The sequence below is a fragment of the Arthrobacter sp. M2012083 genome (assembly GCF_000281065.1).
In the GTDB taxonomy this organism is placed as follows: domain Bacteria; phylum Actinomycetota; class Actinomycetes; order Actinomycetales; family Micrococcaceae; genus Arthrobacter.
In genome coordinates this window covers 93,945-118,760 of the sequence record NZ_AKKK01000004.1, presented here as the reverse complement: position 1 = coordinate 118,760, position 24,816 = coordinate 93,945, and the positions used below count along the sequence as shown (strand labels likewise).

General features: G+C 61.1%; 20 protein-coding genes and 1 pseudogene. 12 read left to right on the top strand and 9 right to left on the bottom strand.

The genetic code is table 11. The annotated features are described in order from the left end of the window. The first annotated feature begins 54 nt into the window (after positions 1-54). The 3 genes from A477_RS0102615 to A477_RS23635 all read left to right on the top strand — a co-directional run bounded on the left by A477_RS0102615 (position 55) and on the right by A477_RS23635 (position 4,012). Entirely contained in the window at positions 55-1,680 is a 1,626-nt protein-coding gene (locus A477_RS0102615) for a PucR family transcriptional regulator (RefSeq protein ID WP_017197481.1), read from the top strand. A gap of 34 nt (positions 1,681-1,714) precedes the next feature. Continuing rightward, positions 1,715-2,824 carry a hypothetical protein gene (locus A477_RS0102610; protein WP_017197480.1) on the top strand — a complete coding sequence of 370 codons (1,110 nt, stop codon included), beginning with the start codon at positions 1,715-1,717 and terminating at the stop codon, positions 2,822-2,824. A gap of 606 nt (positions 2,825-3,430) precedes the next feature. Then, on the top strand, positions 3,431-4,012 hold the full coding sequence (locus A477_RS23635) for a helix-turn-helix domain-containing protein (RefSeq protein WP_237715701.1): 582 nt from the start codon (positions 3,431-3,433) through the stop codon (positions 4,010-4,012). 66 nt (positions 4,013-4,078) lie between these two features. Here the strand turns inward: A477_RS23635 and A477_RS21920 are convergent, their stop codons facing one another. Next, positions 4,079-5,206 carry an EAL domain-containing protein gene (locus A477_RS21920; RefSeq protein WP_017197478.1) on the bottom strand — a complete coding sequence of 376 codons (1,128 nt, stop codon included), beginning with the start codon at positions 5,204-5,206 and terminating at the stop codon, positions 4,079-4,081. A gap of 780 nt (positions 5,207-5,986) precedes the next feature. Here A477_RS21920 and A477_RS0102595 point away from each other — a divergent pair. From A477_RS0102595 to A477_RS0102585, 3 genes are read left to right on the top strand one after another with little or no spacing between them, the layout of a single operon-like run. Continuing rightward, positions 5,987-7,135, top strand: a complete 1,149-nt coding sequence (locus A477_RS0102595; RefSeq protein WP_017197477.1) for a glutathione-independent formaldehyde dehydrogenase — start codon at positions 5,987-5,989, stop codon at positions 7,133-7,135. A gap of 54 nt (positions 7,136-7,189) precedes the next feature. Next, a complete protein-coding gene (locus A477_RS0102590; protein ID WP_014921687.1) occupies positions 7,190-8,338 on the top strand; it encodes a zinc-dependent alcohol dehydrogenase in 1,149 nt (382 codons plus the stop codon). Positions 8,339-8,349: 11 nt separating this feature from the next. Continuing rightward, positions 8,350-8,937 (top strand): hypothetical protein, encoded by a 588-nt coding sequence (locus tag A477_RS0102585; protein WP_017197476.1) that lies wholly within the window; start codon positions 8,350-8,352, stop codon positions 8,935-8,937. Positions 8,938-9,011: 74 nt separating this feature from the next. Here the strand turns inward: A477_RS0102585 and A477_RS0102580 are convergent, their stop codons facing one another. The 6 genes from A477_RS0102580 to A477_RS0102555 all read right to left on the bottom strand — a co-directional run bounded on the left by A477_RS0102580 (position 9,012) and on the right by A477_RS0102555 (position 15,889). Further along, positions 9,012-11,234 carry a catalase gene (locus A477_RS0102580; RefSeq protein WP_017197475.1) on the bottom strand — a complete coding sequence of 741 codons (2,223 nt, stop codon included), beginning with the start codon at positions 11,232-11,234 and terminating at the stop codon, positions 9,012-9,014. A 143-nt stretch (positions 11,235-11,377) separates the two neighbouring features. Beyond that, positions 11,378-12,013 (bottom strand): TMEM175 family protein, encoded by a 636-nt coding sequence (locus A477_RS0102575; protein WP_017197474.1) that lies wholly within the window; start codon positions 12,011-12,013, stop codon positions 11,378-11,380. Between the two features lie 64 nt (positions 12,014-12,077). Further along, positions 12,078-12,389 carry a putative quinol monooxygenase gene (locus A477_RS0102570; protein WP_011774555.1) on the bottom strand — a complete coding sequence of 104 codons (312 nt, stop codon included), beginning with the start codon at positions 12,387-12,389 and terminating at the stop codon, positions 12,078-12,080. Between the two features lie 260 nt (positions 12,390-12,649). Then, on the bottom strand, positions 12,650-13,483 hold the full coding sequence (locus A477_RS0102565) for an aldo/keto reductase (protein WP_026005298.1): 834 nt from the start codon (positions 13,481-13,483) through the stop codon (positions 12,650-12,652). Positions 13,484-14,044: 561 nt separating this feature from the next. Then, complete coding sequence (locus A477_RS0102560) at positions 14,045-14,320, bottom strand: hypothetical protein (RefSeq protein WP_017197472.1); 276 nt, start codon at positions 14,318-14,320, stop codon at positions 14,045-14,047. Between the two features lie 627 nt (positions 14,321-14,947). Beyond that, entirely contained in the window at positions 14,948-15,889 is a 942-nt protein-coding gene (locus tag A477_RS0102555) for a LysR family transcriptional regulator (RefSeq protein ID WP_017197471.1), read from the bottom strand. A gap of 120 nt (positions 15,890-16,009) precedes the next feature. On the opposite strand from A477_RS0102555, the gene A477_RS0102550 reads away from it, so the two are divergent. The 4 genes from A477_RS0102550 to A477_RS0102535 all read left to right on the top strand — a co-directional run bounded on the left by A477_RS0102550 (position 16,010) and on the right by A477_RS0102535 (position 19,083). Continuing rightward, complete coding sequence (locus A477_RS0102550; RefSeq protein WP_017197470.1) at positions 16,010-17,002, top strand: DUF1852 domain-containing protein; 993 nt, start codon at positions 16,010-16,012, stop codon at positions 17,000-17,002. Positions 17,003-17,022: 20 nt separating this feature from the next. Then, a complete protein-coding gene (locus tag A477_RS0102545) occupies positions 17,023-18,069 on the top strand; it encodes a methionine synthase (RefSeq protein WP_017197469.1) in 1,047 nt (348 codons plus the stop codon). A gap of 2 nt (positions 18,070-18,071) precedes the next feature. Then, positions 18,072-18,644, top strand: coding sequence for a flavin reductase family protein (locus A477_RS0102540; RefSeq protein ID WP_017197468.1), 573 nt, complete (start codon positions 18,072-18,074; stop codon positions 18,642-18,644). 106 nt (positions 18,645-18,750) lie between these two features. Then, complete coding sequence (locus A477_RS0102535; RefSeq protein WP_017197467.1) at positions 18,751-19,083, top strand: hypothetical protein; 333 nt, start codon at positions 18,751-18,753, stop codon at positions 19,081-19,083. A gap of 353 nt (positions 19,084-19,436) precedes the next feature. On the opposite strand, the pseudogene A477_RS23590 reads toward A477_RS0102535, so the two are convergent. Continuing rightward, a pseudogene (locus tag A477_RS23590) lies at positions 19,437-19,640 on the bottom strand (IS21-like element helper ATPase IstB); the annotation flags it as partial. Positions 19,641-20,099: 459 nt separating this feature from the next. Beyond that, positions 20,100-20,471: a pyrimidine/purine nucleoside phosphorylase gene (gene ppnP, locus A477_RS0102520; protein WP_017197464.1), complete on the bottom strand. Its 372-nt coding sequence runs from the start codon at positions 20,469-20,471 to the stop codon at positions 20,100-20,102. A 107-nt stretch (positions 20,472-20,578) separates the two neighbouring features. Between ppnP and A477_RS0102515 the strand changes: the two genes are divergently transcribed. Beyond that, positions 20,579-22,144: a helix-turn-helix domain-containing protein gene (locus A477_RS0102515; protein ID WP_017197463.1), complete on the top strand. Its 1,566-nt coding sequence runs from the start codon at positions 20,579-20,581 to the stop codon at positions 22,142-22,144. 117 nt (positions 22,145-22,261) lie between these two features. Further along, complete coding sequence (locus tag A477_RS0102510) at positions 22,262-23,638, top strand: MFS transporter (protein WP_017197462.1); 1,377 nt, start codon at positions 22,262-22,264, stop codon at positions 23,636-23,638. Positions 23,639-24,816: the final 1,178 nt, after the last annotated feature.

Here is a 24,816-nt window from a genome sequence, read left to right as displayed (position 1 = left end):
CATCCAGGCATGTGTCCACTCCCAACCGCCCTCCGGACAGAGACGAGGATCAAGATGACTGACCGACGTGCGGCAGAAGAATTCCTCAACACTGCCGCGCAAGCGGTGTCGGAGTTGTCGTTCTGTGAAGTCAAGGACCGCTACCTCGCAGTGGATGGCCGTTTGAATCCCGTCCTCGCACGCGCGGCGATTCCCCAGGATTATGACGTCCGGCGCCTCAACGGCAAGGACGCAGTTCTGCCATGCGCAGCGCCTGGATGGCGATACGCGCTGTTCACCGTTAGCGAGGGCAAACTGAACGGATGCTTGGTACTGTCCGCGACCGATCCTCCGGACGGCCCGAAGCTGACACAGCTCCGAACGATTGCGGGGATAGCCGCAACGACTCGCGCCACGGTTTCCCCCGGCGAATCCCGGGATGACGCAATGGGTCAGGCAACCCACAGTGCCGACCTCGACCGATATCTGCTGTCCCTCTCGGCGCGAGTCCTTGAGCTGGAAGAACACGACCGTATCCGGCATGTTTTGGACCAAGTAGCGACCCGCAACCTCGAGCAAAGTGACACCAGGGAAAGATTGCTGGCAGTGGTCCTTTCACGGCTGACGGGGCGGCCCATCTATATTGAAGACGCATTCGGGAAGATCAGTGCGGAAGCTGGGATCGGGTCGACGTTCCCCTACCCCAGACCGACCGCGGCGGCCAGATCGCGCACGGCCCAACTCTGGATGTCCTCGGGCTCACCAGTCCGCGAACCGCGACGGCTCGTTGCCCTTGCTCTGTCGCACAGTGAAGTTCTGGGAGCTGTTTGCATGCTGGAAACCGAGCTACCGATCACAGCCGCCAACGTCTTCGCCTTAAAGTATGCAACGCGGCTCTTGGAAGCAGAGTTGTCGCACCGCCGCGCTCTTGCCCTGCTGGAACTAAGGCTGGGGCGGGACCTCGTGGACGAACTCGTATCCGGGATGGAACCCACAAACGCAGGCGTTCGTACCGCGGCATTGGGCTATGACATCAGGGGTCCGCAACACGTCGTCGTGGCTGTGTGGGAACCGCCACGAACTGATGATACGGTCGTGGTCGCATTGCGCCGCACGCTCGTGGAACTCCATTCATCCGCACTGGTATCACGGCGCTCGGAGATGGCAATTGCTGTAGTACAGGGAGACCCGTTGGGCGCCGAGGTCTATTCCGTCCTTGCCAAGACCCTGCGAAGTGCCACGGGGTCCATGGGCGTCGGCGGTCCTTGCCTGGATGTTGGCCACATTCCACGTTCCTTTTCGGAAGCCTTGCACGCGTTGCGCATTCGATCCGCTTCAATCGATTGCTACGGTGTCACCCGCTTTGATCAACTGGGGATCTACCGGATCCTGGACACAGCCGGGAGCGAACCGGGTCTGGGGGGCTATGTAGACGAGTGGTTGGGCACCCTCCAGCGTTCAGACGACAGCCGGGGCTCTGACCTGGTTCAAACCTTGGCCCAATACCTTGACCACGGCGGCAACTATGACAGTACGGCCGAAAGTCTGGCCATCCATCGAAGCACCCTCCGCTATCGCTTGAATTCCATCCGGCGGGTCACCGGCTTCGATCTTGCCGATCCCGAGACCCGTCTGAACCTGCACGTCGCCACGCGAGCATGGCGCCTGCGACCGCACGGCGCCCCTTTTCACACCCCATAACCAAAACCCATAACCACAACCAAGGAGGCAAAGCGTGCCGGACTATTCGGGTGATGCCAACCCCGGAATCGCACGGATGCTGGGCGTGCTCGCCGAGCCGGAGGTTACCGCTGAGTTTGCCGCGCGCAATGGCCGCGAAGTTGGCGATCTGCTCAACCTTGCCGATGAGCGCCACGTCTGGTCCGTGATCGTCGAGTACCAGGACTTTACGGCCGGCAATGGGTTGGCTCCCATGCTGGGTTCCTTGGTCAAGCACCGAAACCTCCGTGGATGGGATGTCATGGTCTGCCTGACCGATCTTCCGATTCGCCTGGAGGGCCGGACCGTGGTCGCGGAGGTTGCGCTTGGAGAGCAAATTTCCCTTATTTCCTTGCCTGCGCTCGGTGCTGTCAACATCGACCGCCGGGTCCGCACCGCCGTCGCCGATCTCAGCTGGGCGATGCAGCGCCCTCTTGTTCCCGAGGATGACGCCGTGGAATTCGGGCCGCCGTGGTTCCACAATTCCAGGCATATTGAGACCACTGTTCCCGACCAAGGGCCAATTGGGTTCCGCTACGTTTCAGCAACCCGCCTCGGTCGTGGACGATTGCTGGCGGGCATGCTGCGGGCGAACCGCCCTTGGCGGCTCGTCTTCGGGCTGAGGAGCGCCATGGCTGCCGCGATCGCCACGGGCGCCTTCGCGCTTGTCACGGACACCATATGGCAGCTCGCGGACCTCCTCGGGGCGACGAGGCTGACATTGTTGATGGCACTTTCCATCAGCTCGATGGTGTTCTGGATCATCGCCCAGCACGATTTGTGGGAAAGCTCCAAACGCAACGATTCCCTCGAACGATACAAGGCTTCCTTGTACAACATCTCTACAGTGTGGTCGCTGGTAATCGGCGTCGTTATCAGCTACGTCCTGCTGTTCGTCGCGGTGCTGCTGGCCGCAGCGTTCACCATCGACGATTCCCTGTTGGCATCAACCCTGCAACATCCAGTAACTGTTTGGGACTTTGCCGAAGTTGCATGGATGACCACCTCCGCGGCGCTGATCGGTGGCGCGTTGGGCTCGGGGTTCGAGTCAAAGGATGACATCCTTCGAGCCGCGTACGGTCAACGGGAACGCCATCGTCGTCAGTCGGTCGACGATGACGAATGAGCCGGTCGGCCGACCGTCAGCGGATACATCTGTTGACCATCCGCAGGTAGTATTTAATGTCGGTCAGCCACCCTCACAACATGATTACTCACTGTCGCAGGGACGCGGCACATTGAATCTAGTTCCAGCCAGAAAGTCCCACCCATGGAAAACACACCTCGCGACGATTCGGCTGGCGGCCCGGACGTGTCACCTCATAACCACGTAAGACGCTACGCCGTTCCGGTCGGGCTCACTCCCGAGGAAAAGTTCGAACATTGGCGAAGCTGGTACGGGAGTGCAATCGACGCTCCCGTTCGGTTGGAACAGACCGACAAACTGGTGCGTCCGAGTTTCAATCCAACCGCCCTGAGCCTCGACGGTCCAGGCTTCAGCCTGGTTGACGTCACTAATGAACCCGCCAATTGCTTCTGGAATGGGCAGACGATGCCCAGCGACTGGCTCATATATTTCAGGACTGCATGTGACAGATTCAGCTTCTCGGGACGCTCGGAGTCCGTCTCTCCCGGAACAGTCAGGTTCTTTGATCTTTCTTCGCCAGGCAACTTCCACGCGGCAGCCGGTTTCAGCGCTGTTCGGGTCCACTTCGATCCGGAGCTGCTGGGCTTGGACGAGAAAGCAATGAAACGGCTGAAAGGGCTGGCGGACATCAGAGAAAATCCCATCTTGCGTGGGCTGATTCTTCCTGCCTTGTCTGGCTGGCAGGGCTCGGTCATTGCGCAGGAGATCCAGCACCTCCAACCGGTCGTCCGATCGATGATGCTGGCTCTGGTCAGCTCCTTGCTCGAAGCCCCGGCCGATCCCCACGATCTCAAGCTGGCCCGCATCGCATCGATCAAGAAATTCGTGCGCAAGAACTTCAGAAATCCTGCGCTCACTGTTGACGAGGTCGTGGCTTATTCTTTTCTCTCGCGCCGCGCGCTCTACTATCTTTTCGACGACGAAAGGCTTCAGGTCAGCGGACACATCCGCGCCCTCCGGACCTTGGAAGCCATTGAGCTCCTCGCCGAGGCAGCCGCCTGGAGACGTTCCCTGACCGACATAGCGGGCGCCAGCGGGTTCACGAGCCTCGCTGCAATGCGGCGCGCCTTCAGGGAACTCACTGGGCTCTCGCTCAGGGATGCACAGGAGGACCCGGAATTCCTGCGGATTCAAGCCGCCGAGCTAAGAAAACTGACCGAACTGTGAACCACCGGGCAGAATGCCCGGCGTCAACCTCTGAAGGCCACCCTCGCTCAGAGGGACAGCAGGAGCTCAAGGCAGATGAGGGTCTCCACCGAAGGACGTAGCTCCTGCTCCGAAGGAACCGCCATGGACATGGTGACGATGGTCAATTCCACTTGCTGGCGACCGGTTCTTCCACCACGAAGCGGACCCGTCCTCCGTCAGCACGGATGGTCGTCCCAAGAGGTAGCCTTGCCCGGTGTTGACTCCCAGCTCAGCCAGCGTGGCCAATTCCGAATTGGTTTCGATTCCCTCGGCCACGAGGCCTCCCCCGATGTGTGAACTGAAGCTGAGCATCGCCGCGCAGAGAGCTTTCTGGTTGGCGTTCTTATCAATTCCCGCCACGATTGTCCGGTCAAGTTTGATAAGTTCCGGATTGAGCCTAAGGACGTGACGCATGGATGAAAACCCGGCGCCGACGTCATCAATGGCGATGCGCAGACCAGTACTTCTCAGCGGAGCGAGTGCCGCCGCAAGACGGGCATAGTCAGCTACCGGAGAGCGCTCGGTCAACTCTACGACGATTCGCTCGGGTCCTAGACGTGATTTCTTCACGATGTCGCGAAGCCTCAGGTCAAGGCATGCCGATGGAGAGAGATTGACGGCGACGTAGACGTGGGCCGGAAGGCGCGCTGCGGCGGCCATTGCCGTTTCCAAGGCAAGGAATTCGAGTTCGAGGCCCCGACCGATCGATTCTGCGTCTGCGAACCATTGATCTGGAGACCTGAAGGGAGCGTCCATGAAGCGCGTGAGTGCTTCGGCGCCGACTATCTCTCCGGTTCCCAAATGACAGATCGGCTGGAACGCCGTGATCAGTGACCGGGTCACCAACAGAGAATCGATGCGGGCAGCGATGCCGTCCTCCCCATGGCTCTGCGCCCTGGGGACATCAAGCGGCCTCGAGATTTCACCGAATCCTGATTCTTGACCTTGGGATGGGTCTCCGGGGCCGGCGGTAAGTGACGCTTCGAGCAGATCGCCTTGTCGTTGCCGCATGAGTCGCCACGTTCCATGAACAACAACCGGGAAGAGCAAGATCGAGACGAGGGTGGATACTCCGGTATGCGTCTCCAGGCCGCCCAACGGATCAATTCCAGCAAGGAAGGGAAGGAATACTGACAATGCCGATACCAATTGGATGAACAGTATGGAGAGCAACCATCGACTCCTCACACGTTTCCGAGGCGGGATGCAGCCAGTCACCGCGGGAGCCAAAGACGACGAACGCGGACGGAGGCCACGCTGAGATATGTCGGCATGGTGTTGACGGTGATCATAGGGCCCTCCTGTTCCTGACGCTTGGTTCCAGCACATTTCGTGGCCCCATTCCCCGAAAGCGACGCACCAGCGCAGCAATGGGGGCTTCGCGAACGATGTTGCCGGGCAACGCTGCCACGAATGGGCAACACCGCCTCCCGCACTTGTGTGTTTGAAACTGCCCGACCGGTTTCAAATCCTACGGTCGATGCCCGCCGGGGTTGGGCGGCAGACACTCCGATGTGTGCATCCTTTGATACCCGCCCGATCAATTCGTGCAGAATCCTGTCCGCGCCGGACAGGGAAGACAGCTTGATGACGGGAAGCTCCCCTCAACGATGGTTATGGTCGATCCTCACGGCATCTATTTTGGGTAAACCCTCGACACTCTTACTAAGCGTGCTTAGTATTAAGGCTCATTCGTTGTCTCGTTTTCGGGCGGACGGGCAGGTACAGAGTCCCGGACAGCCTGACGTCTGAGAGCCTCGGGCATTCCGCCCCTTTGAGCGGGCCCGGACCTCAACTTGCATCCCCCAATTCCTCGCTGAATCAACGCCCGTTTCTGGGTAACGGCTGCGCCATCATTCCGTTCAGGGCTCCGTGGCATTTCTACGCCTGCGCCCCCGGATAGCAACATCGACTCGGTCGGATCGGCTTGGGCAACAAGAAAAGAGCGGAAAAATGAAGGCAGTAGTCTACAAAGGACCGAACGACGTCAGCGTCGAGGACGTACCTGACGCCAGGATTGAGCACCCCGCCGACGTGTTGGTGCGCATAACGTCGTCGAATATTTGCGGCTCCGACCTGCACATGTACGAGGGCCGCACCAGCTTCGAAACCGGACGCACCTTTGGGCACGAGAACCTCGGTGAAGTGATCGAAACAGGCTCAGCGGTGAACAAGGTGAAGGTTGGCGAACGAGTCGTACTGCCGTTCAACATCGCTTGCGGGTTCTGTAAGAACTGTGATCGGGGCTTCACCAACTACTGCCTGACCATGCAGCCCGAACCCAAGCTCGCCGGTGCCGCATACGGGTTCGCGGACATGGGGCCGTACCAAGGCGGACAGGCCGAATACCTGCGTGTGCCGTACGGAGACTTCAACTGCCTGCGCCTGGGCGAGGACGCCGAGGAGAAAGAGCTCGACTATGTCATGGTCGCGGACATCTTCCCCACCGGATGGCACGCAACCGAGATGGCCGGCGTGTACCCCGGGGACTCCGTAGTCATCTACGGCGCGGGGCCAGTAGGACTCATGGCAGCATACTCAGCCATCATCAAGGGCGCCGGAAAAGTCATGGTGGTGGACCGGCATCATGACCGTTTGAAGCTTGCGGAACAGATCGGTGCCATCCCTGTGGACGATTCCAAGGTGGACCCAGTGGAGTTCGTCAAAGACCAAACCATGGGTTTCGGCGCTGACCGTGGATGCGAATGCGTCGGGTACCAGGCCCACGACCCGAGCGGAAACGAACAGCCCAACCTGACCTTGAACCGCTTGGTGGACTCCGTCAGGTTCGTAGGTGGCTTGGGCGTAGTAGGCGTGTTCCTGCCACAGGATCCTGGAGCCCCGGACGAACTTGCCAAGCAGGGTCAGGTGGCCTTCGACTACGGCAACTACTGGTTCAAAGGACAAACGATGGGCTCCGGTCAGTGCCCGGTCAAGAAATACAACCGGGCCCTTCGTGACCTCATTGCCGGCGGGAAGGCCAGTCCCTCCTTCCTGGTCAGCCACGAACTGCCGCTGGACAAGGCCCCGGAGGCCTACAGGAACTTCGATGACCGCGTGGATGGTTGGACCAAAGTTGTCCTCCACCCGGTCGGCGCCTAGGGCCCGACAGGCTATTTCGATGCCGGAACGAACTACTTCCCGGAAGGGGAACTGATGCGATCCATGGTGTATCGCGGGCCTTATAAGGTGCGCGTGGAAGAGAAAGACATACCGCAGATCGAACATCCCAATGATGCGATCGTGCAAGTGAAATTGGGGGCCATCTGCGGCTCAGACCTGCACCTTTATCACGGCATGATGCCGGACACGCGGGTCGGGATGACCTTCGGACATGAGTTTGTGGGCGTGGTCCACGAGGTGGGTTCCTCAGTCCAAAACTTGGAGGTGGGGGATCGGGTCATGGTTCCGTTCAACATCTACTGCGGGTCCTGCTACTTCTGCTCCCGCGGCCTGTATTCCAACTGCCACAACGTCAATCCGAACGCCACCGCCGTGGGCGGCATTTACGGCTACTCCCACACCTGCGGGGGTTACGACGGCGGTCAGGCTGAGTTTGTGCGCGTGCCATTCGCTGATGTGGGTCCCACCAAGATTCCGGACTGGATGGACGAGGAGGATGCCGTACTGCTCACCGACGCCCTGCCCACTGGCTACTTCGGCGCCCAGTTGGGCGACATTGCCGAAGGTGACACCGTTGTGGTGTTCGGTGCCGGCCCGGTGGGACTGTTCGCAGCGAAGTCAGCCTGGCTCATGGGAGCGGGGCGGGTGATCGTCATCGACCACCTGGAATACCGACTGGAAAAGGCCCGCTCATTCGCCCACGCCGAGACCTACAACTTTGTGGAGTACGACGACATTGTGGTGCACCTGAAGAAAGCCACGGACTATCTGGGCGCCGACGTCGTCATCGATGCGGTGGGAGCCGAAGCGGACGGCAACTTCCTCCAGCATGTGACCAGCAGCAAGCTGAAACTGCAGGGCGGATCCCCCATCGCCCTCAACTGGGCCATCGACTCCGTCCGCAAGGGCGGCACTGTGTCAGTCGTGGGCGCCTACGGGCCGCTCTTCAGCGCCGTCAAGTTCGGCGACGCGATGAACAAAGGGCTGACGCTTCGGATGAACCAATGCCCGGTCAAAAGGCAGTGGCCCCGGTTGTTCGAACACATCCGGAACGGGCACCTCAAACCCAGTGACATTGTCACCCACCGCATCCCTCTGGAGCACATCGCCGAGGGCTACCACATCTTCTCGGCGAAGCTTGATGACTGCATCAAGCCCCTCATCGTCGCAACCTCGGCCTGAAAGGGACCATGATGGCTGAAATACCAACGCCTTACACCTCCGGCACCCCCGCGCTGAAGGAGACTGCGGAGGAGCTGCGGGCACGAATTCCGGGATGGGGCGTTGACCTCGACCCGGCGGACAGACCCTCCTACCCCCGCGAGCAGCCCGGTATCGAGACCGGTGCGCGCTGGGACTTTCCCGAACGTCAGCCGGAGAAGTGGCCCAGGGAACGGTCCGTTGAACACGCCTTCGTGACCCCCGTCTTTGGCACCTCAACCCCTCCCAAGGGTATCTCCGGTGCGCTGCGGAAGTACGCATACCGAAAATACAGCGAAGGACGTGCAGCCCACTGGCTGGTCCTGATCGCCGCCGACAGAGTGGACGCGTGGGAAAGCCACCTGCGTTCGTTCGCAACCCTGCGACCGGACAACCCGGTGACCGAAACCGGTGTGCTCAGCGAGTTCTCCCACCATGGTGCGAGCTCCCGCGTCGGGAAAAAGCGCGCAGACATCAACCATCAGTGGATCGACCCCATCCTCGTGGGTGCCCCTTGGGCACTAGCGGGTTTGGGGGCCGTAGTTGCCTTAAGAACGCTGCGAAAGCACCGTCCGGCCTGACAACCCGACGGCGGCGGGCTGGCCCGCATGGGCAACCCACCGCCGTCGAACTTAACAGCCTTCTGCTGGACGTGCTACGAGGTTGACCCCGCCGCCGGGAACCGCTCCCACGCCCGGTGTGCCGAGAGCAGTTCCCCCACCGCGGGAATTACTGTATCCGGACCTTCTCCAGTGACGATTCCGGGGGCATTCAGAGGGACCCCCGCCGCGTCCAGAACTGTGGCAGCTGGACCCCAAACACCAATGGCTTTGCCATGACGGAATGCTTCGGAGACCATGAGGACAACCCGCGGGTCAAGGGTCGCCCCCGGTTCACCTGCCTTGGCATCGCGGCCCGGCACGGCGTCGGCTGCTGGAGTGCCTCCGCCGGCCACAATGACTGCGTCGAATTCGGTTGAACGCGCGGTGAGATAGCTCCTTTGAACAGTCACTGCGGGACCGTCCTCCGGTTTAATCACACCCCCGGACGGCGCAACTACCAGCGGGACCATGCCTTCCGCGTCAAGCGCCTCGCGTGCTGCGGTCACCAGCGACAGGTCACTTTCACTGTCCGCGATGATGCCCACCACGCGACCGGAAACAGGCCATTTCCCACCAATCTGGGACACAGCGGGGCTGGGCTCCACGTCCGGCGTGTCAACGGTGGCCGTGGGAGCCGGCATCCCGAGGCCCTTGGCGACGGCGGCGCAAAGTCCGGCGTCAATATTAGCCAGCGCCATGAGTTGCCGTTCCCGGATCGCCGCTTCATAGCACTTGCCAAGCTCAAAGGTGTAGGCCTGAATCACGTGGTCCTGCTCTACCGACGTCAAACTGCGGAAGAACAGCCGGGCTTGGCTGAAGTGGTCATCGAAGGACGCCGGGTTTCTCCGTTCCTTAATTCCTGCCGCGATTTCCTCAGGGACGTCCACGAATGCTCCCACGTCCCGCCCGGCCATGAAGGGGCAACCACCATCAAGGGAATTCGGATGGTAAGGGGCCACTCCCCCATGCACGGCAGTCTGGTGCATCCCGTCCCTCAGCATGTCGTTGACCGGGGCGTGGGGACGATTGATGGGAATTTGGGCGAAGTTCGGTCCACCGAGCCGCGAAATCTGCGTGTCCAGGTATGAGAACAGGCGGACCTGCAGAAGAGGATCATTGGTGACATCGATGCCTGGGACGAGGTGTCCCGGATGGAAGGCCACCTGCTCGGTCTCGGCAAAGTAGTTGGTCGGGTTGGCGTTCAGCGTCATCAGTCCGATTGGCTGAACCGGCGCCAGTTCCTCAGGGACAAACTTGGTGGGATCCAGAAGGTCGATACCTTCGAACATTTGATCTTCGGTGTCCGGGAACGTCTGGATGCCAAGCTCCCACTCCGGGTACGCACCTGATTCGATCGCATCGGCCAGATCGCGACGGTGGAAATCGGGATCCATGCCGTTAATAATCTGGGCCTCCTCCCACACCAAAGAGTGAACACCCAGCTTCGGCTTCCAGTGGAATTTCACCAGAGTGGTCTTACCTGCAGCATCCACCAACCGGAATGTGTGGACGCCGAACCCCTCCATGGTCCGGTAGGAACGGGGAATTCCGCGGTCCGACATATTCCACATCGTGTGGGCCTGCGCTTCGGTATGCAACGAAACAAAATCCCAAAATGTGTCGTGCGCACTCTGAGCCTGCGGGATTTCCCTGTCAGGGTGCGGTTTCCCCGCGTGGATGAGGTCCGGGAACTTGATGCCGTCCTGAATGAAGAAAACAGGAATGTTATTCCCCACCAGGTCGTAGGTGCCCTCATCCGTGTAGAACTTCGTGGAGAAACCACGGGTGTCACGGACCGTATCAGCGGACCCCCTGGATCCCAGAACAGTGGAAAACCTCACGAATACCGGGGTTTCCACATCCGGCGCAAGGAACCCTGCTTTGGTAATTTTTGACGCCGTGCCGTAAGAGCGGAACGTTCCATGCGCCCCGGCTCCCCTGGCGTGGACCACGCGCTCAGGAATTCTCTCGTGATCAAAGTGCGTGATCTTCTCACGCAAGTGATGGTCCTGCAGCAAAATCGGGCCCCGCGGCCCGGCCTTCAAGGAATGGTCTGTATCTCCGAGCCTCAGACCTTGGGCCGTTGTCAGGTACTGGCCGGACTGGGCACGTGAGTTTGCGGGTGCGCCGGTGGGGCTCCCCGTGGGTGACACGGCCTCCGGCCCCTGCTGATCAGGCTTCGGCGGCAAAGGCTCACGCGACGCTGTGGGCTCTTCTACGGCGGGCTGCTCAATCGACGGAGCCCCTGGAATCTTAAGGTTGTCCTCAGTTGGCACTGCGCGTTCTCCTCGATGTTGATCGGCAAATCGATTACTGCACTCAACCAAAAAGGTAAGCTTCCTTAGTACCCTAGGGGCCGGGGATCCCGCTTGCAAAGTCGGCGCGGCAAAGTAACGCGATTGCGGCTGTGGACAGCGCCCTAGAGACCTCGCAGGAAGCCCGGCCTGTGCTCGACCCCGTGGCTGGTGAGACCGTAGAAAACAGGCAGGATCACGAAAATCACCGATGCTACCAGCGGATGGACGAGGACACCTACTGTTCCCGCCGCGAGGTACAGCACTACCCCGGCAAGGGCACGTGGTCGCTCGCGCGCGAAGTAGGAATCCTCCACTTCTTCCTCGGTGAGCTCAGGATGCCGTGCCAAGTGCGAGAAGAACACCAGCCATGACAGGCACAGCAGTGCCCCGACGATCGCGTACAACGCGACCGCGACCCGCTCGTCGGCCACATTGCCTGTCTTGGCTGTATCGATGATCACGGCTGTTGGCCAGGGCAAAAGGGCGAGCGTGGCAAGGATTCCCAGATTGGCCCACTGTAGGCCGATGTCCATCTGCCGGATACGGGAGAAGGCAGATTTGTGGTTGAGCCAGATCACGGCCAAATAGATGTAGGACGCCGCATACGCCAGGTATGTCGGCCATTGACCGAGCAGTCCGGCCAGCAGCTCCCCGGGTTCGGTCTCCGGCGGAGTGAGCTCAAGTACCAGTAGCGTGATAACGATCGCGATGACGGCATCGCTGAACGCCTCGGCACGGCCGGTGTCGGAGCGTGTCACCCTCCGCTCCTGAACCTATGCATCAGGCGGGATCGCAGTGCGGTGACGGCGGAGCGGTAGCCCTCTACCCGCTTTCACCGGGCAGCTTGTAGGCGAGCACGTCAATGTTCTGAATGTTCGGTTCCGCGCTGAACAGCTCAGCTCCCTGAGCAGCTAGTGCTTGCCCGACACCTCCGGCAAGGTGAGTCTGGCGGGCTTCGTCATCGGGGAATACGTCGAATACTCCGAAGGTCGAATCGTCGAACTTGAGAGCGAACCAGGCGCGCGTCCCTTGCTCCTGTTCAACGACGGAGCGTGCGGAGCGGAGGAACTCTGCGACGTCCTGCTCCTTGCCGGGTTTTGCCTTCAGGATCACCGACAATGCAACCTCAATCATGCTCCCTCACCCGGCCCGATCTGACGGATTCCATACTGCAGGGCAGTTTTCATGGCGAGCCTCCTGTGAACGGAACTGCGGCGGGGAAGATGCGGACCGAGCCGACATCGTGGAACCCTCCTCAACCTATCGACGGAGCGGCGCGATGCACTGCCAGTCTCGCAGTGATCGCTGGTCACCACAAGAGACGGTTCCGCTTGCCGGTGGACTGGCATCGCAGCCTTGGTCCCGGCTGAGGGATGCGCGCCACGAGGAGGCCGCTAGAGCATCTCAAGCACGCGTTTGTGGGTGGCAGAAGGATGGGCACGATCCAAGTCGGCCAGGTCCTGGGGCGCAAGCCGAACGTCGAGGGCCCGATGGCATTCCTGGACATGTTGTGGGCTTGACGCTTTGGGAATGGCCAAGACGAGTGGCTGCCTGAGCACCCAGGCAAGGGCAATCTGCGCGGGACTGACGCCGTGTTCGGTTGCGATGCGCACCAGCACTGGATCATTCAGCATCCGCCCCTGCTCCAGCGGCGAGTACGCCGTCACCGGGATGCCCCTCTCGACGCAGCGGGGCAACAGATCGAACTCGATGCCCCGGCGGGTCAGGTTATAGAGCACTTGGTCTGTCGCGACATTCCGGCCGCCCGGCAAGCGCAGAAGTTCTTCCATGTCCGCTACATCGAGGTTACTGACGCCCCAGTACCGGATCTTCCCGGCCCGCTGCAGGTGTTCGAAGGCTTCGAGCGTTTCGGCCAAGGGAACAACACCTCGCCAATGCAGCAAATAGAGGTCGATGCTGTCCGTTCCAAGCCGGCGCAGGCTACCTTCGCAGGCATCGATGGTTCCGCGCAATGTGGCGTGATGCGGCAGGACTTTGGTGATCAGAAACGTTTTATTCCGCCGGGCTGCCAACGCCCTTCCGACGAGTTCCTCGGCCGCGCCATTGCCATACATCTCGGCGGTATCAACCACGGACATTCCCACGTCCAAGGCCATATGGATCGCCGCGGTCTCTTGGCGAGCGTTGTCGGGGTTCTCGCCCATGCCCCACGTTCCGATCCCGAGCACCGGGACAGTCTCACCGGAAGGAAGAGATATCTCGCGCAACGTAACTCCTCTCAGAAAGAGCCCGTTCCGTTGTCGGCCGCACCGCGTCCGACGATTCTCGTCCGGACCATGGCGACACCCGCCGTGTTTCTTCAATCTACTCCGCTGCCGGAGGACACGAAAGATACAGGGGGCTCCCCGGAGTCTGCGCGGCGACCGCCTATTTCGGATGGGTGATCCTCCAGCCTGTCCATCCGGCTGTAGGTTGTCGCCCTGCTGACGGCGAGTCTTGCTGTCGAGCCACCTACTGTGACCCCCTGTTTGGAGAGACAGTGGATGTTCTCGTCGCGTTCCACCACCTCGATCCGACCGAGGTGCCGGCCGCTGTGACTGCCCAGGCGAGGGTTGGGTGCTACCGCTCCGGGAGGGGGCCTCTCTGAGCCGCCTGGGCACCTCGAGCATTGCAGCGGCCACCCCATGGAAGCAGCCCCGAAGTGCTGCATGTGGACAACCCGCCGACCGCCGAAGGCTGCATAAAAAGGGACGACGACGACACGCAGTGTCGCCGTCGTCCTCCCCTTCTTGCGCCGGATGGCGCCATCCACCACAGACGCCCGGGGCTTAGGACGCCTTCGAAAGCGTTACGTAGCTGCCTTCGACGGTGCCGCCGGCAACAACGGGAGCGCCGGATACCGCGACATAGCTGCCATGGGTGACAGCAGAGATTTTTCGGCTACAGGGGGCGGTGACATAGGCGCCTTCAACACGGGCCTGGGCGCTGCCTGCGGGAAGGGATACGTAGCTGCCACCACGCAGTGCGGTACCGGCTACAGAGATACGGTTTACGGCCTCAGGGGCGGGTTCGGTTGTTGCGGGGCGCTCGGTAAGCAAAGTCATGGGTTCTCCTTGGGGTTCAGGATCAGGGCCGGTTCAGGTTCAGTGCCGCTCAAGCGGAAGGGCTGTGCTGGTTGTGTTGCTTGCCCTGCCGGCCCGGGGATGTTCACCGGTGCGGTACTCGAGGGCTACTCTGGCCTACATCCAAGGTACGCCTTATTACGATCTACTCAAAATAAAGTGTGGAGACTCACGCTGCTGCAGCTACTCGCTTTTGTGAACCAAAAACGAGTTGAAACTAGGTGGTTTCAGCTCGGCTTCTCGAAGTCATGTTGCGCTCCGCCCTTCCACCCATGAAGCGGTGTAGGCCAACCAGAAGAACCAAGCGAGGAACGCCCAGTCCCAGTTCACGGCAAGCGCAGGGCACACCAGCCATAACGTGCTCCCCCACAACTAAACAGGCGACCCGCAACGCCAAGCGCACCCGCGGCCAGTGTCAGAGGGACCTGACCGAACGGAATATATACACGTCAAAAGCAAAAACCCCTTTGACGGAGGCATGCCCGCCAGGCATCTTTGTCTTGCAGTTTCAGAGGGCTGCCCAACATGCCTCACGGCTCAGCAACCCGCTTTGCTGCAACGAACATGTCCAATCACCGAAGGGGTAAAGACGCACCCGCTCAGCGGCAGTCAGTCGAGTAGCTCTACGCCGAACTCAGCGACGACGGCCCGCAATTCCTTGAGGTAGCGCTGCGCTTGGTCGGTGAGCGGGATCGCGGCGTGGCCGATCCAGCCGATCTCGATGCGTTCGTCAACGTCGAGCGGGATGGCGACGATCTCCGGATCGAGCTGCCCGCTGATGATGCCGGTCGAGATCGTGTAGCCGTGGAGCCCGATCATGAGGTTGAAGATCGTGGCACGGTCAGAGACCCGGATCTCCTGCTTACTGGACAGGGTGGAGAGAATCTCCTCGGCGAAGTAGAAAGAGTTGTTCGCACCTTGATCGAAAGTTAGCCGCGGCAAGCCGGCGAGATCATCGAGAGTCGCACGCTCTTTTGAGGCGAGCGGATTTTTCCGTGAAATGAAAATGTGCGGATCGGCGAGGAAAAGCGGAGTGAACGCGAGCCCGGATTCCCGGAGCAGCTTGTCGATGACCTTCCGGTTGAAATCGTTCCGGTAGAGGATGCCTATCTCGCTGCGGAGCGTCCGGACATCCTCGATAATGTCCCAAGTACGGGACTCACGCAGCGAGAACTCGTATTCGGCCACCTCAGTGGCCTTGACCATCCGGACGAAGGCATCCACCGCGAACGAGTAGTGCTGCGTTGACACCCCGAGCAGACGCCGCCGCGGTGGCCTACCAAGATAGCGCTGCTCGAGGAGAGCAAACTGCTCCACGACCTGCCTCGCGTAGCCGAGGAACTCTACACCGTCAGCGGTGAGGGTGACCCCGCGGGCGGAGCGAACCAGGAGCGCACGGCCCACACGGGCCTCAAGGTCCTTCATCGCGGCGGACATGGTCGGCTGCGCTACATAAAGAAGATCGGCGGCCGCGGAGATCGACCCCTCAGCTGCAACTTCTATAAAGTAGCGCAGCTGCTGCAGGGTCAATCCACTCGAAATCTGGGGCATAGGAAGATTCTATATGTATGCATAGTAACCACTAGTTACTTGATACCCCGCGGAAGGCTGCACCATGGATACATCACCTTCTGAAAGGCCGTCTCCGGCCCATCAACGGATTGGCAGCACATGGCAGACGACTTCACCTTCAGCATCACCACCACCCCCTTCGACGAGGACTACTCCCCGTCGGAAGGCTCGCGGATCACGACGAATTTCGCCAACCTGGCACGGGGAGAGCACCGCCAGGAGAACCTCCGCAATGCCTTGACCATGATTCGGCGCCGCTTCAACGATCTCGCATGCTGGGACAACCCGGACCGGGACCGTTACACGCTCGAGCTTGAGATCGTCTCTGTGCAGATAGAGTTCACTGCGGAAGGTACGGATCAGCAGTTCCCGCTGTTCGAGGTTCTCGACATCCAGATCGTCGACCAGCTGAACGGGGTCCGCCACCAAGGGATCGTGGGGAACAACTTCTCCTCCTACGTCCGTGACTTCGACTTCAGCGTCGTACTGCCAGCGGCAGCAGGGGCCTCAGGCAAACCCACCGTTCCCGAGGATTTCGGCGATCTTCACGGCAAACTGTTCCAGCAATTCCTCGATTCCCCGGCATGCCAGGAACGCTTCCCGCAGCCGCCAGTGGTGTGCATCAGCGTCTCCACGAGCAAGACGTACCGGCGAACGGAGAACCGTCACCCGGTCCTGGGCGTCGAGTACCAGCAGGACGAATTCTCGCTGACGGACGCATACTTCGCAAAGATGGGGCTGCAGGTCCGCTACTTCATGCCACGCGGCAGCGTTGCGCCGCTCGCCTTCTATTTCCGCGGCGACCTGCTCAACGACTACTCCAACCTGCAGCTCATCGGCACGATCAGCACCATGGAGACGTTCCAGAAGATCTACCGCCCGGAGATCTACAACGCGAATTCCGCCGCCGCCCACGTCTACCAGCCGAGCCTGGGAGAGCAGGATTACTCGCGTACCCAGATCGCTTACGACCGCGTCGAGCGCAGTCAGCTCGCGATCACGCAGGCGAAGTACACGGAGGAACACTTCATCACGCCCCACAAGGACCTGTTGGACCAGTGGACCGCCAAATACCCCGCTCTCGTCAACTGACCCACGGAGAATCGTCAATCATGAACACACTTTTGCCCACCACCGTTGTGGGAAGCCTGCCCAAACCATCGTGGCTCGCAGAGCCGGAGACTCTGTGGTCCCCGTGGAAACTGGAGGGCGATGCGCTGCTCGAGGGCAAGCAGGATGCGCTGCGCATTGCCATCCACGAGCAGAGCCGACGCGGCATCGACATCGTCAGCGACGGCGAGCAAACCCGCCAGCACTTCGTCACGACCTTCATCGAGCATCTCAGCGGGGTCGACTTTGAACAGCGCAAGACCGTGCGCATCCGCGATCGCTACGACGCGAGCGTGCCGACCGTCGTCGGAGCAGTGCGCCGTGAGCGGCCGGTATTCGTCGAAGACGCAAAGTTCCTCCGCGCAACCACCGACCGGCCGATCAAATGGACTCTTCCCGGTCCAATGACGATGGTGGACACTCTCTACGATGACCACTACAAGAGCCGCGAGAAGCTGGCCTGGGAGTTTGCTGCCATCCTTAACCAGGAGGCGAAGGAACTGGAGGCGGCCGGTGTGGACATCATCCAGTTCGACGAGCCCGCGTTCAACGTCTTCCTTGATGAGGTCAAGGACTGGGGCGTGGCTGCGCTTGAGAGAGCGGCAGAAGGGCTGCGTGCGGAGACCGCCGTGCATATCTGCTACGGCTACGGAATCAAGGCGAATAATGACTGGAAGGCGACTCTCGGCTCACAGTGGCGGCAGTACGAGGAAACGTTCCCGCTGCTTCAGAGCTCCAGCATCGACATCATCTCGCTGGAATCCCAGAACTCCCACGTGCCCATGGACCTCATCGAGCTCCTCCGCGGCAAGAAAGTCATGCTCGGGGCAATCGACGTCGCAAGCGAGACCATCGAGACCCCGGAGGACGTCGCCAACACCCTCCGCAAGGCCCTGCAGTTCGTCGATGCGGACAAGCTCATCGCCAGCTCCAACTGCGGCATGGCACCGTTCCCCCGGGACATCGCACTGGCCAAGCTAAGTGCCCTCAGCGCAGGGACAAACATCATTCGCGAGGAACTCGCCCGCTCCACCCCCGGGGCGTCATAACGATGTTTCACGCCTACCCCCCAGACACTTGGCTCGAGGTTCCGAAGCAAAGCTTCCCGTCCTCCCTCTCCGCCGACGAATTCAAAGCACTGTTCCGTGGCCACCCGGGAGGTGTCGCCGTCATTACGGCGGATGCCGGCGAAGGACCGGTGGCGCTGACGGTATCGTCGGTCGTGTCAGTGAGTGCGGAACCTCCGTTGCTGATTTTCTCGGTCTCGGCGCTGTCCTCTGCCTCCTCGGTGCTCTCACGCGCCGAAACCGTCGTGGTGCACCTGCTGGACGCGCACGACGTCGACTTGGCCAAGTTTGGGGCGACCCCCGGCGCCGACCGCTTTGACCAGACGCACCGCTGGTCCGCCCTTGCAACCGGCGAAGCCGTCTACGACGATGTCCGCGCCTGGGTGCGCTGCGCCGTCATCAATCGCATGGAGGTGGGGACCTCCACAATCATCGCCGTTCACGCCCTGGAGGCGCGCGTAATGCGTGATGTCTCAGCGGGCGAACCCAGTGACGCTCTGGTCTACCACAACCGTTCATGGCACCGCCTGGGCGAGCATTCCAAGCTTGAAGGCTGAACGCCGCGCCAACAAGGCGAGGTGCCAAGCCGAACGGCTCACGACGGCGGGAGGACAACTCCCGCCGTCGTCCTCGTTAACATCGGAGCGTCCATCGACTTCCTGAATGGCTCGGATCCAACCCTGGTCGGCACGCATGCGACGCTTCGGTTCGCCCTCAAGAAACGGAAATGCCGTATACCTCGGCTGCGGCGTCAAGAACCAATGGGGCACCATCGTCGTCGCATTTAACGCCGACTACGCTATTGTCAACGGAACCTACGACACCATCGATCGTGTCTACAACCAGACCGCCACCCGCTGGGGATGGGGATGGAGCTGCACTGCTCCGAATTTTGTTCCGGTCAAGGCATGCGAAGACGGTTGGGGGGCCGCTACTGCCAGGGCCCACTCGTGGGTTCAAACCCGCTTGGATCATTTGATGCGCGGGTCCAGCTAAGCGTTGGAGGGAACTCAGGATGGGCAACGAGCTCGTAGTGCTGCTGCAAAGCCAGGAAGCTAGCCTTCAGCCAAACTTTGTCTTAATGGCAGTATCCGCCATACCAAGCATCATCCTTGGAATCGCCGTTCTCGCGACACTCGTATTGGCAGTCACGGACCGGGGACTCTCAGGCTGGGCACGCGTGGGATGGGCTGTGCTGATAATCGCGGTTCCAGTCATCGGAGCTGCGATCTACCTCGCTTTACGGGGCCGGGAACGCATCCCCAGACGGGCGAGAGCAGGGACAGCACCCAAAAACTGACCGAACGATATTGAATATGCGCTGAACCTTGAGGAACCCGCGCCAGCAGGTCCCTCAGAAGTAGCTCCGCGAGAAGGCCTTGGTAGGAGAGCTGTTCCTTGCCAGCGACGCGGAGTGCTTCGTCCAGGACCGCCATTAGGGCAACCGGAGCCTCCGGCAAGCCTGGTCCGCCGCAGCAAACGGCGGCTTACTCGGTCAGTCCGCGGCGTCGCCGCAGGGTCTGGGATACGACAACAGGCGTGGTTGGGCTCATGAGATCTGCTCCTTGGAATTGATTGCCGAACCGGGGGCGGCGTTATGGATGGCACGTTTGGCCAGCAGCTGGTCCTAGTCAACAACAGCGGGGACGGGGCGCTTGTCCGGTGGCAGGCCAGCGATCACAGCTGCCGGGTTACCATGCAGAACTGGCAGCGGCCTAGGTGCGGAGGGACGCAGATATGGCGGGCCAGCTGATGCCTCAACATATCGGCCACCTGATCGATGCAGTCAGCGTCTACCTCGAGGCAAGGGGAACGGACCTTGACTGATTAACGGCTTAGCGGACTGCCCACTGAGCCGTCGAGTCACGCTACGGATACATATAACTCTCACTCATAGAGGTGAAGGCCCGCACGGGCGCAACTAAAAGGAGCCCGGCTTGGCGCCAGGCTCCTTTTGTTGAGGTCAGTCCAACACATACTCACTTGTGTCAGTACTCAGGCAGTTGCGGATGCTACATGTCCAGGTGACCGAGGAATTCACCGGTGTAGGGGCAGAGGTAGGCGACGGTGTCTTTTACGCGGACGGTGAAGTCGGTACCACCCGGGACCTCGAACCGTTCGCCTTCCTTGTAGGTTGTCCACTCCCCCTGACCGGCGGGTTGCTGCACATCCCAGGTTCCGCGGACGAGGTGCATCCATTCTTTGACGGGGGCTTCGAACTTCCATTCACCGGGCTCCATCACCCCGACGGTGAAGTTTCCCTGCTCGTTCTTGAATTCAAGGCTTCGTACTTGTCCCTCGAAGTACTCGTTCTGGCCGATCATCACATGCTCCCATTCGCAGTTGCGGTCTTCGGCTCGCTGGTGCGGCCTGCTGCGAATCACACTATTGAAGCCATCCTTTCCTGACCATCGCCGGGGCGTACTCTTGGCTAACCAAATAGTGGCCGGCCCGTACAGAAATGCCGCCTGATCGTCGCTAACATGGGGCCATGGCACTTGAATTGACGGCGTTCACGGTGGCCAAGCTTGCTTCCACCCCAGGGCTTGGGCTGACGACGGCGCACGGAGGCGCCGGCGTTGAACGAGCCGCCGGTGTCCCCATTGCTGTCGAGCGAAAAGGACCGTTTCCGAGACTCCACGGCGGCGAAATGGTGCTTACCAGCGGGCTGCACATCGGTGAGGACTGGACAGCCTGGAAGAATTTCCTGTCGGAAGCCACGGACGCCGGTGCCTCGGGGCTCATCATCGGCCTCGGCGCCGAGGCCGCATTCGAGCGCCTCCCGGCGCAGGTGCTGGCTCTGGCAAGCGAGAATGACCTGCCACTGCTGACCGGTGACATCGCCGACTTCGGGCGAATCGCGCACACCATCGCCGTCCTGCACGCGGAAGGACAACGGGAAGCGCTCAGACGGCCGCTCGACCTGCAGATGGAGATCACAGCAATTGTGGCCCGCGGCGGCTCGTTTGGGGACCTGCTGTCCGGCTGGCAGCAACGGACCGAGGAGCCGGTGGCTGTATTCGACCGTCTCGGGAGGGTCATGGCCAGAAGCTCGGCCTTTCCTTCGATCCTGCTCGCGCCCTTGAGCGAACGCCTCGCCGGACGTGAAGCACCACGACTTGGAGAGCAACTCCTCCTGTCAGCCACGGAACTGGTCGCGGATCCCGACGGCACATCCGCCGGCGTAGAAGAGACGGTCGAGGTCTTCCCGTTCGCAGGCAATGACACTGTCCGGGGGTTCTGCGTCCGTATCCCGACGGGCCAGGAGACGGCTGAGCTCGCCGCGCCGGCACTACGTTCGCTCCTGGCACTCGAATTCGAACGCGTGTGGTTCCTCGACGAATCTGCGCGCCGTAAGCGCGCCGAACGGTTTGCCCGCCTCCTGACGTTCACGGAGCCGGGCAGCGCCCGGACGTTCCTCCGGAGCATCGGCATAGATTCAGGCCCGTTGCGGGGCGTGAGCATCGAAGCGCGCAATGAGACCCATGCCGAAGTGCTCATCGACGATCTCGCGGTCGTCCTCGCCGCCCCTTTTATACGGCACCGTCACCGCATCGTCGAATGTCTGGCAACTGTGGACCCCCGCCAGGCCCTGGCTGACTACGGTCTCGACGTCCCCACGGGGATCGGCACCAGGGGCGCTCCCGAGCACTCCGCCCGCAGCATCAGGCAGGCAACCCTGGCCCTGGAGACCAGCCGTCGGGCCGGCACCCCCATCGAGTACGTCGACGGAGCCTCGCACGAGTTCCTGATCAACGCCGCTCCATCCGAATACCTGGAAGCCTTCTCCAGCGCTGTCCTCGCCCCCATCGAGAACTCGCGCGGAGGCGAAGCCCTCCTGAACACACTGCACACCTGGCTTCTCGAACGCCGATCCGTCGAAGCGACAGCCGAACGAATGGGAGTCCACCGGCACACAGTACGGAACCGGATGCAGCGGATCGTCCAGATCACCGGTCACGACCTGGACGGCATCGATGCACAGACCGAGCTCTGGCTCGCCCTGAAAGTCAGGGGCTTCCGCGACAACGTAGGTACTTCACCTAAAGGGCCATAACTAACAGTAGGGATTCGCCGCCGAGGCCATATTCCGGGCTGACGTTAGCTGCCATGATGGTCGTCACATCCTGCGGACCCACCGCGAAGATCCGGTACTCAAATGAGGAACGACACCATGCCCACCACCGTAGCCACCACAGATTCCGTCCCCCGATCCATACTCCGCCGAGTCGTCATCGCCAGCGGGCTCGGCACATTGCTGGAGTACTTCGACTACGCCAGCTACAGCTACCTCGCGACCACCATCGCAATAGTTTTCTTTCCCCCGGAGGACCGCGCTGTTGCCCTGATGAGCACCTTCGCAGTGTTCGCGCTATCGTTCCTCGTACGCCCGCTCGGGGCCTTCGTCTGGGGCAGCCTAGGCGACAAAATCGGCCGCAAGAGCATCCTCGCCACGACCATCATCCTCATGTCCGGAGCCACCTTCCTCATCGGATTCATACCGAACTACGCCACCATCGGCATCGCAGCACCGATCCTGCTCCTGCTGCTCCGCGTAACACAGAGCTTCTCAGCCTCCGGCGAATACGCCGGCGCAGGCACTTTCGTCGCCGAGTACGCCCCCGCCGCCAAGCGCGGACTGCTAACCAGTGTCGTACCCATCGCAGCTGCCGCCGGGTTCCTGGCAGCCTCGCTCATGGCCACCATCCTCTACGCCAGCACCTCACCGGAATTCATGCAGGAATGGGGCTGGAGGATCCCGTTCCTCATCGCGGGCCCGCTCGGCATCGTTGGCCTCTGGCTTCGCCTGCGTTTGGAAGACACCCCGCAGTTCCGCCGGGTGCTGGAACTCGAAAAGAAGCAGCGCCAGAGCGCAGTTGATCAGCTTCCGGTCTCAAACCGCTGGTCCGAGACCCGCAAGAGCCTCCCCTCAATGCTGAAGGCACTGCTCGTCATGTCCCTCAATGCCGGCGCCTACTATCTCCTGCTCAGCTACACGCCCTCGTTCCTCATCGAAGAAGCCGGGATGAGCGAAGCAACCGCGACATTGGTAGTCACGATTGGGCTCGTCGCCCACATCATCTTTATCCCCCTTGCCGCCCGCCTGTCCGACCGGATCGGCCGCAAACGGACGCTGATGATCTCAAGCATCGCCTTCATCGTGTTGAGCTACCCGATCATGACCCTGCTTTCCTTCGGAGGCGTGGTCCTCGCCTCCGCGGTCCTCATCGTCTCGCTCATGTTCTTCGCCATGAACGATGCAGTGTTTCCTTCCTTCTTTACCGAACTGTTCGGCACCCGCTCGCGCTACCTCGGATTCGCGTTGCCGTTCAACGTCGGCGCCATGCTCTTCGGCGGCGTCGCACCGCTTATCGGCACCTGGCTGATCGCCACCACCGGTAACCCCAGCTCACCGGCGTTCTTCCTGATGGGCATCGGTGTGCTCTCCCTGGTGGGCTTGCTGATGAGCGCGGAGACAGCACGCAAACCCCTCGCCGACGAGCAGGCTGAAGTACGCAAGCAATCGGTCCCCCACGTTACAGCGCCATAACACCGCAGGACTCGTCTTTCGGAACTATGGGCAGGGCCGGACAGTACCTCGGGTAATGCTGTCCGGCCCGTACGCGTGCCATCAGAGCAGCGTAATCGCCCGCGGCGTTTGTCCGAAGCAGCGCTTGTCGGCATTCCCTGCCTTCTGGACCTAGACGTGACCCCGGCCGACACTGCCAATCGTTGAGCACCTGGAGTCGAAGAGCCGAAACGAGGTTTCTTGAAAACCCGTCGTCAGACGACCCGCTCCGGAGGGGCCCCTCTCGGCAAACTGTGGCCGGCTCCGACGTGCACGGTCTGCCGAGCGCGTGAGCTGCAATGTTCCGGAGGCACCGCTGGGGAGAGCGGTCATCTGCGTCGGACCCGCGTCCCGCCTGAGTTGGCAGAGCGCGTCGAAGACTTGGCCAAGACCAACTTGAAAGCGCCCAGCCGACCGCCACTGAACCCCACCTCGGAATGACCCTACATATGTAGAGCGCTTCCTGATCGGCGTCATGTCGCTATAGGCACTCTCATGCATGAGTAGATGTAGGCCCAAGGAGGGAAGAGCCAATGGTCGCATGTAGTCACGATAAAGAAGATTTAAGTGTGGACAATGTCCACACCCCCTTTGGCCTGACAAAGCAGCCACCGTCAACGTCTTCTCGCTCGAGGAATGAACCAAAGTCAGGATCTTTAGTGCAAGGTCCCGAAGTCATGTCGTGCTCAGCATCTCTACCCATGAAGGGGTGTAGGACAACAACGTCCTACCGGACGAACCAAGAAAGGAACCCATAGCCCCAGTACAGAGCCAGCGGAGGGCCGGCCAGCCACCACCCTGAACCCGCTCCCCCACAACTTCACAGGCGACCCGCGGCGCCAGGCACACCCCGCGGCCAGTGTCAGAGGGACCTGACCAACCAGAGTGTACACACGTTAAAGCAAAAACCCCCTCTGACGAGGGGGTATGCCGTGCCCGAGATGGGACTCGAACGGGATTCAGGGCCTTGGGAACACTGGGAAGTGGCGGAAACATAAGGAATCCGGGCCAGTCCGGGGGTTGTACGGGCCAGTCCGGGGTGGAAAGTGTGGACATTGTCCACACCACACCAGCCGCGATAACTGGGAACAAAATCCGTCCCGACAGGCTGTACAAGTGGAACCGCCCCATGCACGACACTGAGCAGTCGAAAGAACGAC